The organism is Bradyrhizobium sp. 62B (assembly GCF_030272265.2).
In the GTDB taxonomy this organism is placed as follows: domain Bacteria; phylum Pseudomonadota; class Alphaproteobacteria; order Rhizobiales; family Xanthobacteraceae; genus Bradyrhizobium.
Window position 1 is genome coordinate 199719 of the sequence record NZ_CP092842.1, and the last position, 15800, is coordinate 215518.

The 15800-nt window shown below is 59.3% G+C and carries 16 protein-coding genes and 1 pseudogene; 9 read left to right on the forward strand and 8 right to left on the reverse strand.

Annotation, left to right across the window (positions count from 1 at the left end):
* Positions 1–161: 161 nt before the first annotated feature.
* Positions 162–704 (forward strand): DUF6088 family protein, encoded by a 543-nt coding sequence (locus ML401_RS35855; protein ID WP_376717440.1) that lies wholly within the window; start codon positions 162–164, stop codon positions 702–704.
* On the forward strand, positions 697–1692 hold the full coding sequence (locus tag ML401_RS35860; RefSeq protein WP_285813196.1) for a nucleotidyl transferase AbiEii/AbiGii toxin family protein: 996 nt from the start codon (positions 697–699) through the stop codon (positions 1690–1692). The genes ML401_RS35855 and ML401_RS35860 overlap by 8 nt, the downstream gene beginning before the upstream one ends.
* Positions 1693–1816: 124 nt before the next feature.
* On the opposite strand, the gene ML401_RS35865 is transcribed toward ML401_RS35860, so the two are convergent.
* Positions 1817–2515, reverse strand: coding sequence for a DUF2130 domain-containing protein (locus tag ML401_RS35865; RefSeq protein WP_376717441.1), 699 nt, complete (start codon positions 2513–2515; stop codon positions 1817–1819).
* Entirely contained in the window at positions 2512–2757 is a 246-nt protein-coding gene (locus ML401_RS35870) for a hypothetical protein (protein ID WP_376717442.1), read from the reverse strand. The genes ML401_RS35865 and ML401_RS35870 overlap by 4 nt, the downstream gene beginning before the upstream one ends.
* Positions 2758–3324: 567 nt before the next feature.
* On the opposite strand from ML401_RS35870, the gene ML401_RS35875 reads away from it, so the two are divergent.
* From ML401_RS35875 to ML401_RS35895, 5 genes and pseudogenes are all read left to right on the forward strand, one after another.
* On the forward strand, positions 3325–3993 hold the full coding sequence (locus ML401_RS35875; protein ID WP_285813197.1) for a DUF6088 family protein: 669 nt from the start codon (positions 3325–3327) through the stop codon (positions 3991–3993).
* Positions 3994–4082: 89 nt separating this feature from the next.
* Positions 4083–5045, forward strand: a complete 963-nt coding sequence (locus ML401_RS35880) for a nucleotidyl transferase AbiEii/AbiGii toxin family protein (protein ID WP_285813198.1) — start codon at positions 4083–4085, stop codon at positions 5043–5045.
* A 282-nt stretch (positions 5046–5327) separates the two neighbouring features.
* Positions 5328–5534: a hypothetical protein gene (locus ML401_RS35885; RefSeq protein WP_050631493.1), complete on the forward strand. Its 207-nt coding sequence runs from the start codon at positions 5328–5330 to the stop codon at positions 5532–5534.
* A gap of 287 nt (positions 5535–5821) precedes the next feature.
* Positions 5822–6205, forward strand: a pseudogene (locus tag ML401_RS35890) (radical SAM protein); the annotation flags it as partial.
* A gap of 55 nt (positions 6206–6260) precedes the next feature.
* Complete coding sequence (locus tag ML401_RS35895; RefSeq protein ID WP_285813199.1) at positions 6261–6959, forward strand: SPASM domain-containing protein; 699 nt, start codon at positions 6261–6263, stop codon at positions 6957–6959.
* Here the strand turns inward: ML401_RS35895 and ML401_RS35900 are convergent.
* Genes ML401_RS35900 through ML401_RS35910 form a run of 3 tightly spaced genes read right to left on the reverse strand, consistent with a single transcriptional unit; the run spans position 6934 to position 10129 of the window.
* Positions 6934–8652, reverse strand: coding sequence for a hypothetical protein (locus ML401_RS35900; protein ID WP_285813200.1), 1719 nt, complete (start codon positions 8650–8652; stop codon positions 6934–6936). The two genes, ML401_RS35895 and ML401_RS35900, sit on opposite strands and share 26 nt — an antisense overlap.
* The gene (locus tag ML401_RS35905) at positions 8649–9080 is read right to left on the reverse strand and encodes a hypothetical protein (RefSeq protein WP_285813201.1); all 432 of its coding nucleotides are present in this window, start codon (positions 9078–9080) and stop codon (positions 8649–8651) included. The genes ML401_RS35900 and ML401_RS35905 overlap by 4 nt, the downstream gene beginning before the upstream one ends.
* A 50-nt stretch (positions 9081–9130) precedes the next feature.
* A complete protein-coding gene (locus ML401_RS35910; RefSeq protein ID WP_285813202.1) occupies positions 9131–10129 on the reverse strand; it encodes a hypothetical protein in 999 nt (332 codons plus the stop codon).
* A 720-nt stretch (positions 10130–10849) separates the two neighbouring features.
* Between ML401_RS35910 and ML401_RS35915 the strand changes: the two genes are divergently transcribed.
* Both ML401_RS35915 and ML401_RS35920 read left to right on the forward strand, forming a co-directional pair.
* Positions 10850–11407 carry a hypothetical protein gene (locus ML401_RS35915; protein ID WP_285813203.1) on the forward strand — a complete coding sequence of 186 codons (558 nt, stop codon included), beginning with the start codon at positions 10850–10852 and terminating at the stop codon, positions 11405–11407.
* An 81-nt stretch (positions 11408–11488) separates the two neighbouring features.
* A complete protein-coding gene (locus ML401_RS35920) occupies positions 11489–12316 on the forward strand; it encodes a hypothetical protein (RefSeq protein ID WP_285813204.1) in 828 nt (275 codons plus the stop codon).
* 97 nt (positions 12317–12413) lie between these two features.
* Here ML401_RS35920 and ML401_RS35925 read toward each other — a convergent pair whose 3' ends face one another.
* From ML401_RS35925 to ML401_RS35935, 3 genes are read right to left on the reverse strand one after another with little or no spacing between them, the layout of a single operon-like run.
* Entirely contained in the window at positions 12414–12866 is a 453-nt protein-coding gene (locus ML401_RS35925; RefSeq protein ID WP_128929571.1) for a Mov34/MPN/PAD-1 family protein, read from the reverse strand.
* Positions 12863–14614: a ThiF family adenylyltransferase gene (locus tag ML401_RS35930; protein ID WP_376717443.1), complete on the reverse strand. Its 1752-nt coding sequence runs from the start codon at positions 14612–14614 to the stop codon at positions 12863–12865. Before ML401_RS35930 ends, ML401_RS35925 begins: the two co-directional genes overlap by 4 nt.
* Positions 14544–15692 (reverse strand): CBASS cGAMP synthase, encoded by a 1149-nt coding sequence (locus ML401_RS35935; protein ID WP_285813207.1) that lies wholly within the window; start codon positions 15690–15692, stop codon positions 14544–14546. The genes ML401_RS35930 and ML401_RS35935 overlap by 71 nt, the downstream gene beginning before the upstream one ends.
* Positions 15693–15800 lie beyond the last annotated feature (108 nt).

Here is a 15800-nt window from a genome sequence, read left to right on the forward strand (position 1 = left end):
AGCCGCTAACCTAATGATTCTGCTGAGCAAGCATGCTAAGTATTGCAAGCTGTCAGAAATCACTATATATTTCTGACAGATAGGAGGAGGGTCATGCAGACCGTAGCTGAGCGCATTCTGGAATATGCCCGAACATTGCCCGAACATTGCCCGAAGGCGCCTTGATTGGTGCTAAGGATGCTTTGCATTTGGGGAGCCGTGCAGCGGTCGATCAAGCCCTGAAAAGGCTTTCCGAGCGCAACGAGCTGATGCGCCTCGCTCATGGGTTCTACGTCCTGCCGGTCAAAACCCGGTTCGGTGTACGCGCACCGCAAGCAGAGAAAGTCGTCCAAGCGCTCGCTGCCACGCGTGCCGAAACAATCGTCCCGCACGGGGCAGCAGCTGCAAACGCACTTGGTCTTACGACCCAGGTGCCAACGAAACTCGTCTATCTGACGTCTGGTCCTGACCGGGAGCTTAAGCTCGGCGCACAAACCGTCGAGGTGAAGCATGCGCCAGAATGGATGCTGTTTCCGACAAAGCCGGCTGCCGGGCAAGCCATTCGCGCCTTGGAATGGCTCGGCAAACGGCAAGCGAACGATGCGCTGCGGGCCCTTAAGCAAAAATTGTCGGCGGAAACTCTGCAAGACCTCATCGCCGTGCGACCCGCTCTGCCTGCGTGGATGTCAAAATCGATCAGCCAATCGCTGCTAAGCTATGGCTGAATCCTTTCTGACGCTTTCTGCCGAAGATCGGCTTGAGGCGCTTGGCGTTGCTGCCACCGCCTCAGGCCGACCTATTCATTTGCTTGAAAAAGATAGTTGGGTCGTATGGGCCTTGCAGGGCCTGTTTGAATCGAAGCTTGGCGAACATCTCGTTTTCAAGGGCGGCACCTCGCTCTCAAAAGGTTATGGCATCATCCAGCGCTTCTCCGAAGATATCGATCTCACCTACGACATTCCCGAACTCGCCAAAGGCGATCACCCGATACCCGAGACACGCGCCCAAGCCGACAAATGGACGAAGGCTGCGCGCGAAAAGTTAGTCGTGTGGGTCAAAGATGAAGCCCTGCCGGTTCTACAGCAACATGCCGCGGCGACGGGTGTGAATGTAAAATTCCGCGTCGATGCGGATGTGATCTATATCGACTATCACCAAGTCTCCGAAGGCTCCGAATATGTAGCGCCGTCCGTCAAACTCGAATTTGGTGCGCGATCAACCGGCGAGCCGGCCGAGATACGCCAGGTGACATGCGACGCAGCATCCCATCTGCCTGAACTATCGCTTTCGGCAGCGGCGCCCAAGATCATGCTGCCTCAGCGCACCTTCTGGGAGAAAGCCACCGCCGTCCACGTCCTTTGCGCCCAAGGCATCAAAGGCGATCGCATCTCCCGCCATTGGCACGATCTTGTGAAGCTTGATGATGCTGGCTACGCCAAGGCTGCATTCGACGATCAGGATCTCGCAAACGAAGTCGCCGACTGGAAAAGCAAATTCTTTCGCACGAAAGATCGGGACGGCAACGTCATTGAGTATCATGCCGCCGTTTCCGGCAAACTCCAGCTCGTCCCTGACGGTGAAATGCGCAAAGAACTTGAGGCCGACTATCAGAAGATGGTCGATGCCGGTTTGCTTCTCGGCGACGCCATGCCGTTTGCCGGTCTGATGAAGCGCTGCGCAGATTTGCAGAAGCGTGCCAACGAGCGACATTGATGCGCCGCCGCCCTGTCCAATCGCCGGCTATGATCTTTCAATCGCCTTTCGCATGATCACATCGAGAATCTTGATCGAAATTTTGCGCACCTTCGGGAGCACTGTAAAGAGAGTTGGGGAGGGATCATCCAACTTTCCGTTCGACCTCGACAGCGTTCTCCAACAACGGAATATCTAGGCTGGGAATATCCGGCATGGCCTTACCGGCAATTGCCTGCAGGTCGCCGACCATGCCGACGGTCGAATCGATGACGGCCAGGATTTGGGTTTCCCGCTTGGCCCATTCCCAAAGGATGATGCCGGCAGATTGGCCAATAGCACCATTCACCTGTTGAATAACGTCCGCCCCAAGCTCACCTTTTCCAACCGGCTCAATTGAATCGGTTGGAAAACGCCCGCGCAGAAGCTCTTCGAGCTCTAGCTCGAGTACTTCCCCTTGAGATTGCTGTGATCCCTGTTCGGCCTTTCGCTTAAGTTCCTCGATCGTGCGCGTCATCGACTCGATGGTCTGGTCTTTCTCTGCAACGCGCAAGCGCGCAGCCTCGTCGGCTTCCTGCCTGGCCTTGATCTGGATTTCACTGATTGAAGCCTGCACGCGCCTCTCTATCGTCAGGTCGAGTTCGCGCTTTTCCTCTTCGAGTGCTCGCTGCTTTCGCATCAGTTCGGCCTGCTGCTTTTGGGCCTCGGCAAGCTTTGCGTTGTTGGTAAGCAGGTTGGCTCGCAGCTCCGCGGCTTCCGCTTCCTTCGCCTGCAGCTCGGCTGCGGCCGCCTCTCGCGCCTTCTTGCTTTCGGCCGCGACCAGCTGGGCACGTTCGGCGGTCAATCGCTTCGCAACGTGGTCCTCGATTTGCTCGCGATCCTTGGCAATCTGCGTTCCAGCCGCAGCGCCTCGGTCTTACGCTCCATCTCTGCATCTTTGCTGGCCAGCTGCTGTTGAAAGCGCTGACGGGTTTCAGCAATGAGGGGGGCGGCCAGCGATTCCGTCAACCGGATCTCGTGATTGCAGTTGGGGCAATGCAGGGTAGGTTCGTGTGAAGCGCCGGCTGCGGTTGCTTTGAAACTCATGAACTCCCCCGTCATCGTAGGGCAGGATTGAACAGCATTCGCGCGCGATTGCGATGGCGCCGCTCTCGATGTCCACATCCGCCTCGCCGATATCGACCTGCCCGGGCTTTTCCACGGAAGGCGTTCATCGACATGTCGACGTACGGCCACGCCTCAGGGCGAGCCGCTCTGACTAGGAATGTATTCTATGTGAGAACAAAACAGGATCAAAGCGCCAATTTTGGATGCCAGCGAGAGCGGTTAAGCCGTTTGGCCTGAGGATCTATTTGATTGATTTATTTGAAGAAATTCCAGAAGGAGAACGGTAAAATGACCATTGCCGGAATGGAACCCCAAACCAACGTAAGGTTTTCAAACCGTCTATTTTACGCAGTCGGACTAAGCAAAGACATCGAAATATAAACCAGGAAAAGTCTCGCGAATGGCTTCTAGAAAGACCTCGCACTGTTCTTCGCAGCTCCGATATGTTGTGCGGAGACGGATGTAAGGAATTTGATCCATATTTCTTACGATCGGCTTGACTTTGTAAGATTTAAGACGCATATTTCTTACAAGGGAGCCGTAAAAATGGCCAGCACAGCGAACCAGATATACGATCGGATGAGCCATGACCCTCAGCCGAGCAAGGTATGGACCGCACGCGATTTTGCGGACACCGGCACTCGATCGGCCGTCGACGTCGCCCTCCACCGCCTCCGGAGTGACAACCGTATCAGGCGCATCGACCAAGGTCTCTACGATCTTCCTCGCACCAACCAACTGACGAAGAAGATTTCGCCACCGGACTACAAGTCGGTCATTCAGGCGGTCGCGAGGCGGGACGGCGCCAAAGTACTGGTCGACGGAATAACCGCCGCCAACAACTTGGGACTTACCAACGCCGTGCCGGCGAAGGTGGTCGTGTGGACGGACGCCCGCGTGAAGCCGATACAACTCGACCAAATGGTCATCGACTTCAAGAAAGTCGCGCCAAGTCGACTTTTGTGGGCTGACCGCCCGGCCGCGCAGTTGGTGCAAGCTCTGATTTGGCTGCGCGACGTTCTTCCTTCGGATGGCGACAAAATTGCAAAGCGCCTCAAGTCCATCCTGAACGACGGCGACGACGGGCGCCGCATGCGAAAGGATTTGCAGGACCACTTGGGTGATCTCCCCGACTGGCTCGTTCCTATCGTAAAAGATATCCTCAAGCCCGGCGCAATGGCGCCAGATCCGCTCCCGCCGACCCGCAGCCAATGAGATGCGACCGTGTCCGACCTGCCGCAGATCATTCGAGCAAGCGCTGAAGACCGGCGCGGACTGTTCCAACAAACCGGACAGCGTCTCTCGTGCCCCCGGAGAACATCGAAAAAGACTTCTGGGTCTGCTGGATTCTCGACGCGCTCTACAACAAGGCGGGCATCGAGCAGCGTCTGCTTTTCAAAGGCGGCACGTCACTCTCGAAGGCCTTCGATCTGATCCAGCGGTTCTCGGAAGACATCGACATCACCGTATTCCGCGACGATCTGCCCGGCGAAAGCTTCCCGTCAGACGACGATCTCCGCGCCATGGGATCGAACGAACGCAAGCGGAAGCTCGACGAAATAAAGGAGCGGTGCAGCGGTTTCATTAACGGCGAATTCCAGAACGCGCTGACGAGCTTCGCCGCTGGTGAGCTCGAAGGACTGAACTTCAAGATCGAGCCCGATCGGGACGACCCCGACGCTCAGTCCCAGCTCTTCCACTATCCGAGCGCATTCGCGGATTCCGACGAGCGGTACGTCCGACGCGTCGTGAAGATCGAATCCGGTGCCAAGTCGGCGCTCGATCCGCATGAGACGAAAACGATCACTCCGTATTCCGCCACCGACACCGACGGACTCGACCTCACCGTGCCAAACGTGCTGACGATTAAGCCCGAGAGGACGTTCTGGGATAAGATCATCATACTGCACGGACAACGGCACTGGTTCCAGAACAGAGGGGAGCTATACAAGGACGGGCAGCGATTGTCGCGCCACTACTACGACGTATTCCAGCTTCTGACCTCCGAACACGGCGAAGCCGCACTGAAAGATCTGGAACTCGCGGAAAGCTGCGTCCGCCATGCCCGCCTCTACTTCAACCGGAAGCCTCTCGATCTCGACCAGGCGACTCCCGGAACGTTCGGTATCGTACCGGTCGACGGCATGCTCGAACCTTTGAAGGCGGACTACGAGAAGATGGCCGGCATGATCTTCGGAGGAATCCCTTCTTTCGAAGATATCCTCGGCAAGATTAGAGCAGCCGAAGCGACCTTGAACGCCACCTGAGCAAAGTCTCAATCGGTCCTCCACCGGCTACGACCCTCCCGAAGGACTTGCCGACGGGCCTGCCGTCGGCGGCCGTCGCCAAGTCGTGTGCCCACATCATCGGCGAAGCCGGGCGGAGTGATTGAAAACGAGTTCGCTGGACGCTTAGCCTCGATATAGCTTCGATGCCAGGCGCATGCTGCCGTCATGGATTCCTAAGTCCAGCCGGGCAAAGGCTTGCACTTGACGATTGCGAAGAATATGCGACCATAGGTTGTTCACGAAAACGGGCGGGAGGAAGCCATGGCGCGAAAACCGACCAAGAAGCCGAAGGTGAGCTTGATCGTCTCCGACGACAAGGACGTAAAGTTGAAGGTCCGACCCGGCAAGCTGCACGTCGTTCAGGTCGAAACCATCACTCCGGATCTGAAGAAGGCCGGGCGCGTCGGTGCTCGGCTTTGCGGGTACGGCACGAATATCTGCCTCGCCATCGTCGATATCGACAAGTGACCGCAGCGCGGCATCGTCTGCGATCATCGCGCTACAACTTCTGCGTCCCGCTAGGCGACGACAACGTCCTGTACAACGCGGGTACGGGCGCTTCGGTTCGGCTGTCGGGCCATGACGCGCGCGAGCTTGCTCAGCTGCTTTGCGGTCCTCCGCGGAGGGTCGCCGCCAAGACGATCCCGCGCACGATCCTCGCCACACTACGGCGAGGAGGCTTTCTCGTCGACCAAGAATTCGACGAGCTAGACATGATCCGCGAGCGCTATTGGCAAGCGCGTGGACGGACGCCTATGGTCGTCACCCTCACGACGACGCAGGACTGCAACCTGGGCTGCTACTACTGCTACGAAGAGAGATCCCGCGATGCTCTCGCAGAAGGCGATGTTCCGACAATAGTCGATTGGACCCGACAGCGCCTTGTCGCGTCGGGTAAGGACAGCCTTCACGTCGATTGGTACGGCGGAGAGCCGCTCCTCAACGTCGATTTCATCGATGCGGCGTCCGCTGCGCTTCAATCCTTATGCGAGGAGATCGGGGTAAGTTACTCCGCGTCCGTAATTTCGAACGGGACATGCTGGCCGGACGACATCGCCGGCTTCGTGAGGCGACACCGCCTCCGGCAGGTGCAGATTTCCTTTGACGGCCTCAAACCGAACCACGACAAGAGACGCCGATATAGGAGGGGCAGGGCGCCCGATCCGTCTGTCTCCTCGTTCAATAGCGACCGCGGTGGTCGACGGATTGCTCGAGGTCGTACGCGTCGACGTAAGGTTCAATGCCGATCACGGAAACCAATGCGATTTGGACGGCTTCATCGCGTTCTGCAAGGATCGCGGCTGGTTCGACAGAGCGTTTCCGTGCGTTTTTCAACTCGCACGGATATCCGACTTTTCCGAGCGCGCCGGATTTCTTAGCCGCACGAAACTTTCTGAGGAAGAGTTTGAGAGACTTCGCGAACGGTCCCGGCAGATGGTCCCCAACGAGGCAACTCTCGACGAAACCACAACCCGCTCGCTCTATCCTTTGCCAAGGACCTCCGTTTGTGCAGCGCTGGCCAACGATTCGATCGTGATCGGAGCGGACGGCAATCACTATCGGTGCGGGCTTCAGGTGGGCGAGAAGGACCGCCCCGTCGCCATCCGCCGTGCCGGAGGCGACATGGTGCCCGGCCGCGATGCGGACTGGTGGACCGGCTTCGACCCAACGCGGCAGCCCAATTGCAGCCGCTGCTCGTTCCTTCCGGTCTGTTGGGGCGGCTGTCCGAAGAAGCACTTGGAAGGCGACTCGCATTCCTTGCACGAGCAGAGCTTGTACTGGCGGAAGGCTTTGCCGCAGAAGATCGCCTGGCAATTCGGAGTGGCCCTCCAGGAAAGCGAATTCACATTCGCCGAGTCCGACCAGTTTAAGCCGGCTTCTCTCGACCCTTGATGTCCACTTGGTTCGGCACCGACAGCTGGACCTCGAATGGATGTCGAGTCCAAAGCTTTGGCAGAGACAAATGGTCCCTCCCGCAACTGCATCGTGTCGACAGCCGCAGAGCAGAAGTGCGCCTGCGACCGCAGTCCAGACATCGACAAACTAATGCAAACAACATTGCATAAGCGAAGATCAGAGGCGCGCAGAATGCCAGCACGCCGATAATGAACTGAAGGCTCGATAGGCTTGCGATGGTGAACGCTCCGACCACCAGAATGGCGGCGACCGCGTCACCTATAGCGCTCCATTTGCCCGGCCTTGTTTCGCCGGTTGCGGCGATGCGGACGCCGTTCAGGAAGGCGAGCAGGCCGAGGATGGCGGCCGTCATGAGCGCGATGCGAGCACCCCCGATCAGCGTTCCACTCCAAATCCGATCGGCGATCTGGTCGAGCGAAAATTCATGACGCCAGCCGTATAGGACTTCCAGCACGATGCGCGGGATCTGTGTGGCTAGACCCGCGACCAGAGCGTAGATCGGAACGAACAGGGCGTACCGACGTGGGTCCAAAAGCAGACCCAAACCCAACCTTGCAAGATCAGCGCGCAGAACGGCATACAGGAAGAGGCCGGAGGCGACAGTAAGGCCGAAATTCCAAGCCTCTCTCGCCACGCCGAAAAAGTCGCGCCAGCCCGCCGTCAGCAACAATGTCAACGGCTGCAAGCCCGACATGACCAACGGATACAGGATCACCGAAATCAGGATCAGGTCACGATTTCTGATCACGCGGGTTCGTGCGGCCGGATCAGGATGCAGATTGAAGAAATCTTTGAAGGCGTCGAACGGCCGGAACGCCGGCGGCTGCTGGGCGGCGAAGACGTCGGCCAAGGCGTCCGTTCCGGCAAGTTGGGAGCCGCGGAAATCGTGGATGTGCTCGCGGCGAACGACGAAGAAGTATGAATAGACGAAAACGATCGCGCTCGAGAGGATCAGAACCGCGAACTGGGAGGACAGGCCGGCAAAGATAGCGCCATCGAAGACCGGAATGAAGCCTCCGAAAGGGGGATGGCTGCCGATGCCTCTGCGATCGATGAAACCGAGCACCAGGCAGAATATCGCGACCGCCCAGCCGAGCGTTCGAAAATGCAGGAGGATGCCGCGTCTTGCCCAAATTTCAAGCCGGGTTTCGCCAAGTTCGAGGTGCGATACTTCATGCCCAATCATGGCTTCGAAGGCACGTGGTTGATCGCGTTGCCTAGCACGCTGATTGAGACCGACGACGACCGCATCGCCGGACGGCGTCACGCGTTCTCTCGCTTCCAAAGCGTCACCGTTCTTCGGAGTGTACAGGAGGCGAGGCTGCGAACGCAGGGTCGAACGTGCCGCGATCTGCTCCAGCGTTGATCGGATGGGATCGAAGGACGGGTTCACGGCAAGTCGTTCTAGTTTCGACGCGGCATTCGTTCCGTTTCGCCATCGGTACAGCGATGCAGCTGCGATGACGATCGCGCCAAGCACGGTCAGGCCGATCATCGAAAGCACGACGTTCTGATGGATGACGTCGCCCATGTACCGTATCGGGTAGCCCTCCCATAATTTTGCGAGAAAAAGATACTGCAGACAAACCGAGATGATGATCGCCGCCGCGGCGGGGCCGTCGGAAATGCCGAGGCGGCGCAGCAAACTCCTGGGATGGGTCCCCTTCATTTCTTCGGGCCAACCTTGGCAAACAGCTTGGCGAAACCGGCCTCGAGTTTAGCCTTCTCGGCCGCGGAGAAGCGGCTCTTATTGATCGCCGACGACACTTCCTTGCGAAGCTTCTCCACGTCGTCCTTCGTGGCACGACGATCCAGCACCCGATCGAGCAGGGACCCTATGGCCGTCTTTACTCTGTCCTTCACGACGTCCTTGGCGACGTCCCCGAAGAACGCCAGAAGAAACGGAGCGACCATGGCGGCGAAAGTCGCGACTTCGGCCCCGCCGATGAAGCGGCCCTCATCCTGTGCGTCCGCGCGATGCCATTCTTCCACCAGCGCATCGAAGCCGTCTTCCACGACGAACGTGTCGTCAGGCTCGACCTCGGCGACGATAGCAAGGGCCCATTTCTTGAGGTTTTCACTATTCACTTCCGTCATGATCTCTCTCCAAGGAAAGGCAGCGCAGGTGCCGCCATCGACATGGTCCGTCAGCAATTGTTGCCGGAATGCTGCGGCGCGGCAATGCACAGCCGAGCAATAGGTCTGTCGGCCAGAGGATCGTTGAGAACAAGGCCGGGTGGGCGGCCCCATTCGACCTGCTGAAGGAAGGGCAGGTTCACCTCCGCCTTGGAGTTGCAGGCTTTGAGGGGAGCCACTAAGGCCGAGTTCGAGTGGCTCCAGCCGGCGAAGTCGACCGAAAAGCAATATTCTCGTGGCATCTGCTCCGTACTGTCGTCGATTGTAGCCAAAAGAGTATTTATCGACCGGCTTCCCTGCGGAGTGATCAGCTTCCCACCGATCATCAGCCTGTATTTGATTCCAACGAGGATATCCGCGATGTCCGAATGTACGGTTTGTCCACTCCATTCGATGACCGTGCGTACCCGGTTCTTACCGCGATAATTCCGGTTGCTCGCGACGTCCTGGAGATCGTCGGCACTGAAAGTCACGCTCCGGACGTCCGCCAATACCGCCTTCTTGCTCGTTCTCGCATTCGTGTCGACGTTCTCTAGGAAAACGCTGACGCTTTCGGTCAGCCCCTTCGCATCCCATTCGACCTTCACCAGATCGAGATCGGTCAGCGCGAGGTCGGCGTTCGCACGTGCGGCAACGGGCGGTCTGGCCACGATTGACAGGGGCTCAGGCCTTGCGATGAGCCAAATGCCGAGGCCGACGAGTGCGGCGCAGACTAGAAGCACTATCAAGGTCAAGACGTTATGGAGAATGACGATGAGGCGGATCAGTTTCACGTCCTGATCGTTCACCACACTGCGGACGGCCGTGTCCCGTTCGATCAATTGACCGATGCGCGTCGGCGTGAGCGATGCGTAATCCTTGATGTCGACATTTGGAGCGGCGCGCAGCTTATCGACGACGCCCTTCATGAGGTCACCGCCGATGCGGTACTGGCCGGCCCAGAGATAGACGAAGAAGCCCACGATGCCGAGAACGGCTGGCAATCCCTTCAGAAAAACGAATGCATCCACGTCGATTGTCTCCGCACGGTAGAATTTTGCTCAATTTTCGCTTGCAGGACAAGTCCGGCGCAATCTAAGTGAATCCATGGTCGCGCGGGAGGAAAGGCTGCGACATTCGTGCATGGTATTAGATTTTAACGGAGATTTGTGAGGGGCGTGGGGACAGATGAGCGTTCACAAGATTCGCTATGTAGTCCGGCCGCCCAGCGCCTGCCCAAAGGAGTTGCTTTCCGGCATAAGTCCCGGCGGCCAATGCGAGGTGGATACCGATTTCGTGGCCGCATGTGCCATCGGAGAGCTCCTTCAGACCGGTGGCGGATCGAGCAGGCCATTGGCCCTGCTGTTCGAAGAGCTCCTCGTCCCCGGCGGAGACGGACTCATTTGGAAGGGCAAGGGGCCTGGCCGCGGCAAGGAGATGCGGCGCGCGTTTTCGGGGTTGTTCGGGCGATTTTTCGCCCGGGCTTACCTCGCCCGATACCACGGTTTCGATTGGTTCACACCGATCGACGGAGATCCAACGAACGTCTCGAAGCGTCTGCGTGTCACCAGACTAGCCGGAAAGGGGACCGAGCTTCCGGATTGGATCTGCGGCTCCGGATCGGGTCGAGTTGCGGTCGCCGAGGCAAAGGGTACCAGTCAGGCATCGAAGGCACCGGCACCGGGTTGCCTGGTCCTATAAAAACTGCCGACGGCCAACTCAAGGGAGTCGTGGTCGAGAGATTGCGGAACGTGGCCGGGAAGGATAGCTGGACCGCGGTTCGCGCAAAGGGCTGGGCGGTCATGTCGCGTTGGGGGGTCGAAATCCCACCACGAGGTGCTTTCCTCTACGTGCTGGATCCGGACACGCACGGCGAACCCCCGTCGGCCCACGAACGGGACGATATGGTTCAGGACATTGCCCGGGCTCATGTCGGCTACCTTCTGGCCGGCATGGGGTTCAGCGAGATGGCATCGCAGCTCTTGGCGGAGCACGTTGCCGGCGGCAACAGGCCTCTGGAGGGAGCGTTCCTCGGGTCTGACGGTGAGGACTCCGCCACCTATCTAGGCGTACCCGTTGGGCCGCTTGGCGTGCTGCCGTTTCCCCTCGGTCAAGCTCAGACCCTCGCCCAAGCGATGCCGAACTCGATCCGGTTCGTAGGGGTCGATGCGGATGTCATCCGGAGAGCTCTCGCAGGCCAACGTCTCGACGCGAGGGCGCGCCGCAGCGACGGACCGGTTCAGATCGGCGGAGACGGTCTGCTCTATGCTCCGATAGACCGCGTTGCGCCGCGTTCCTTGGCGATCTGACGGAAGAAAAGGACGATCCCTCTCGTTCGATAGATAGGGCAGGTTCCGACACTTGGAGCTCGAAGACAACCGAGGACTGAAATGCCCCAGCCAGAATGGGAGCGATACAAGATTGCCGACAAGTACGCCGAACTCACTACCGTGCGGCATATCGTGCACCTGCCTGTCGCCCGCCGGATCATCGAGGACGGACGGATAAAGTCCGGGCTTGTCTTCGACAAGAGCCGGCTCAACAAATCACGCATCAGCGTCACCTGGCTGTCGGCCAATAATTGGTCGCTGGGGTCACTCTATGGGACCGTCGAATTTCAGTTCGATTGGGAGAAACTCGTCAAACACAAGAAGATCTACTGGGTCGAGGCGATGCCGAACTACCACCCGCCGGCCTTCCGTTTTCTCATGGCGTTCGAGGATATCGCTTCGCCGTTGGTGACGAAGTACGATCCGGAGAAGGATGACGGCCCATTGAGGCGTGTCGACGGGAAGTGGCGGTGGCATCCGGATTTCTGTTCAGAGTTTATGGTTGCGGATGATTTTCCGTTGTCGGACATCTCGGGATTGGACTTCGTCCGGCATCACCAGAATTACTGTCGAACCAAGCCGGATTGCTTCGAGAAAATCGCAGACCCCTCGCCTCAGACGACGTCAGGCAAGCTTTTGTCCTACGTTCTGGCGCAGGGAGTCCACGCCTTGGACAAACACATGCAACCGGATGGCAGCGGAAGGAATCGGCTCCTCGACATGGCCAGCGCCTGGTTGTCGATCGGTTTCAATCAGGTGGAATATGCTGGATCGGTCGCCTCGAACGAGGATTGCGATTCCGTCATGAAGGGCGCATTGGCGCTCTTCGCAGTCGATAAAATGGATGACGGCAAGAGGCTTTTGAAGCTGATCGCAGGAAGCGCGTAATCTGTTTCCGCACTCACTAGGCTGATCCGAATTCATTTCGGCTCGCCTACCTGGGACTTCGGCTTGTGATTTGCGGGAGATCAGCGCTTGCGCCGGCTCAACCGATCTTGCCCATGGCGACGAGGTGCCCGTCGGAGCCGATCTCACAGTACGTCGCGGCTGTACCGACTATGATGAATACCAAAGGGTCGGACTTGTGCCTTCGCAACTGCTTGCGCCACGACCGCCGGTCGACCCAGGACGGCGTTGGATGCCGCTCGGGATGGGTGTGCCACTCGCCCACGAAGTTCACGGCCCCTCCACTTTCGAACCACTCTCTGCTCGCGATTTCCTGATGGCCCTTGTCCTGCCGCACGAATCCGAAGCGGGTGCGGCGGTCTTCCGGCATCGGAGTCGTGCACTTCAATACTTCGACGTGCGGGCCTCGGTAGCGTCCCAAAAGTATGCCGCCGGCCTCGCGATCCGACTCCGGCGGAGCCGCGAAGCGCGCGAGCTCTTGCGCGACGGCGTCGGCGAGGGTCACCAGACGGCCCTTCGCGAGAAAGATCATGCGCTTCCGCCGCAGGCGGGACACTTGACGACCCGCTTGGGATTGCCGTCCTTCACCTCGTTGGCGGTCCGATGATCCATCGTGAGAGACCGCCAGCGATGACGGTCGTCGTTGTTCGCCCAATCGAGAACCATGTCGCACGCGAGGCCGGCCGCGCTAGCCGCCCGCGACACGGGGAAGGGGATGTAGTGGGCGTCTCCGCACGCGAGATTCCGGGCGGTCTCGATTTCCACTCCCTCGCGTAGCAGCCGGAATCTCTTCTCGCCTGCGAGCTCAACCTTCAGACACTTGAAGCAGGCGAGATCGGGATCGTGCGACATGAAGCCGACGGCGGCGGCACCGTTTCCTTCGAGCCAAGTATAGAGGATCGGCGGGAAGTCAGGACGCTTTCTTACGGCGTAGTCGTTCAGCGCGATCGACAGCGCTTCTTCGCCTGTGGCATCGATGCACAGGTCGTACTGCTGCATGATTGCCAGCTGCTTCATGATCGAATCGCAGCTGAACCCGATGTCCAGGTGCGGCAGCTGCTGGCCCAGAAAATCGGCGCAGGCTTCGGCCTTGTTCCACGTGAGATACGGCGCGCCGAGGAGGTGCCGGCCGAGATTTGCGCCCTGGAGTTCGTCGTCGTCGACGAGCATCAATCTTCCGCCGCCGGCGCCGGCACCGCTTTGAGCCAGGTGCTGCGCAAGAAATCCGCCGACCGTTCCGCATCCGATCAGCAGGATGCGCTTTCCTGCGAGGTTCTTCATGTGACCGAGATTCCTCGAAAAGACATAGCCTTCATCGGCGGGGACTCCCACATAGCCCGAAATTTCGACAGCGGCCGGTATCCGATCGAGCGTTCGCGCGATGCTGGCTCGCCTGTTCTTCAGGAATTCCGGCGTCCGATAGGGTTTGGCGATCTCCGCCGATACGAAGACCCTTCCGTTCGGCGCGGACAGGCAGATCCATTGGATGTGGAGATCTTTCGTCCTGGCGAACGCCGCTTCGATCGATCCGAGCGCATTGGGGGCCATTTTCTTCAGCCAGCCGTTGAGCTGCGCCAGATCCTTGGGCGGCCACGGCAGCTTCGGATCGAACGAAAGCGGCGGGACCAGAATTATCGGGCAAAGGATACCTGGACCAGGATCCTTCACGGTGTTCCTCCGGTGCAGCTTCGCGAAACTTGTTTTGTCGTGGGAGACGACGATGGTTTTGTGCTCCGGATCGCGGTCCAGCCTGAGGATGTGGACCTTCGCGTCGCCTTCGAAAGAAGGGGGCAGATCGACCAAGACCTCGCCGTCCGACCAGTAGCCGCCGAACTCCTCGGCGAGGTCGTCGACCAGGCGGCCCCTTACGGCGTCACGCAGCACCTGGTCCGCACGCTCGAGGCACTGGATGATGGTCTCGGCGGGCTTGTAGCGGTCGAGCACGACGCTCTTGCGGTCGAGATAGCAGAACGTGCCGTCCGAGCGGAGCACATGCGGGACCTGCCCCTTCGATCCCGCTTCCGGGTCGGTCAGGCAAATGACCGGAGGCCTGATGAAGTCGAGGTCGTCGACGGATACGACCGCCGGGACCTTGAGTCCGGTCTCGTCGAGAAGGCCGATGTAGTGAAGGCCACGACGCGAAAAGTCGCGCCGGAAGTTGCGCTGACTGAAGGCGTCGTGAATGCGCCGGACAGAAGCGTCGTCCCGCTCAGGCACTGGTCGATTTGCCGACCGTGGGGGCGGCGGCGATCCTCGGAGCATGCGAGCGTATCTCGGCATGCGCGGCCTTGGTGACGTCGACGAGATCGATCTGATCCGGAATGCGGTCACCGAACAATGCGGTCAGCCTTTCAATGGCTTCTTCGGGATCGAAGCACTTCTCGACGATCTCTGTGAGCTCCGCATCGAACTTCTTGGCCATGTCGATCGCGATACGGCGGCTGGCCGCACTCAGTCTGCCGTCGACGCGCTCGTCGCGGTCGGTGGGATTGTAGACCGGGCCCTCCAGCAGGCGCGGAAGACGTTCGGCGATCCGCAGCAGCGCCAGGTCGTCACGGCCGGGAACGTTCGGACGGCCGAGGTCCTCGCACGCTTCGAAGGCGCACACCATCAGAAGGATCGACGATACGTCGTCGAGATGGGGGCGGTGGTGGTCGCGCCAGGCCTTCAGGTACCGGCAGACGCGGCGAAGCACCGGACCGTAGATCTTGATGGCCTCGACGAACCAGTCCCGGATCTTGCGCGGATCCGACGAGATCCAGTCGTGCTCGCGATGGGCGAGCAGGACGCAGTCCGACGGCAGCGCGTCCCAACGATCATCGCTGTCGACGCGCGCATCGCGGGCCATAGCGTCGAACGACTTCATCTGCTTCTCGAGCTTCTCGAATTCCGCATCTGGAATCGCGTACAGCGGCACGTCGATGTGCGAGTTCGACGAGATCACCAGCCGCGAGCAGGTCGGCTTCTTCCCGAACTGCCAGCCTTCTTCCTTCGCGAGCTTCTCGAGCGCGGCGTCAACCACCTTGAAGAAGGCGGTAGCGGCGACGGAAGGCCGCTGTACGCCCTGGATAAACGTCATCGGGAGGTAGGCGCCGTCGTCGAGGTCCATCTGCTGCGGCGGGGTCCAGCACGGATCGTTGATGGTCCGATATGCGAAGCTGCCCTGCGTGAAAAACCGGGGATGGACTGTCACGCCGAGCTCCTGCTTGGTCAAAGCCGCGAACGTCTTGCGCAGGCAATCTCGAACCTTCTCGCGCGCTTCCATGAGGCTCGCGCGGTCGGTATCGGCGATGTTCAGGTTCTTCAGGAAACACGCCGCGTCGCCAGACGCGTGCAGCACTTTCGAGACGTTGGCCATGGCCGATCTCCATCTGGAAAAGCGAGGGAGATCTAGACGGTGGACAATGCCCTCCAGTCGCACAACCGCGCGAATCAGACTCTATCTTGAGAGTCCATTAGATTGTAG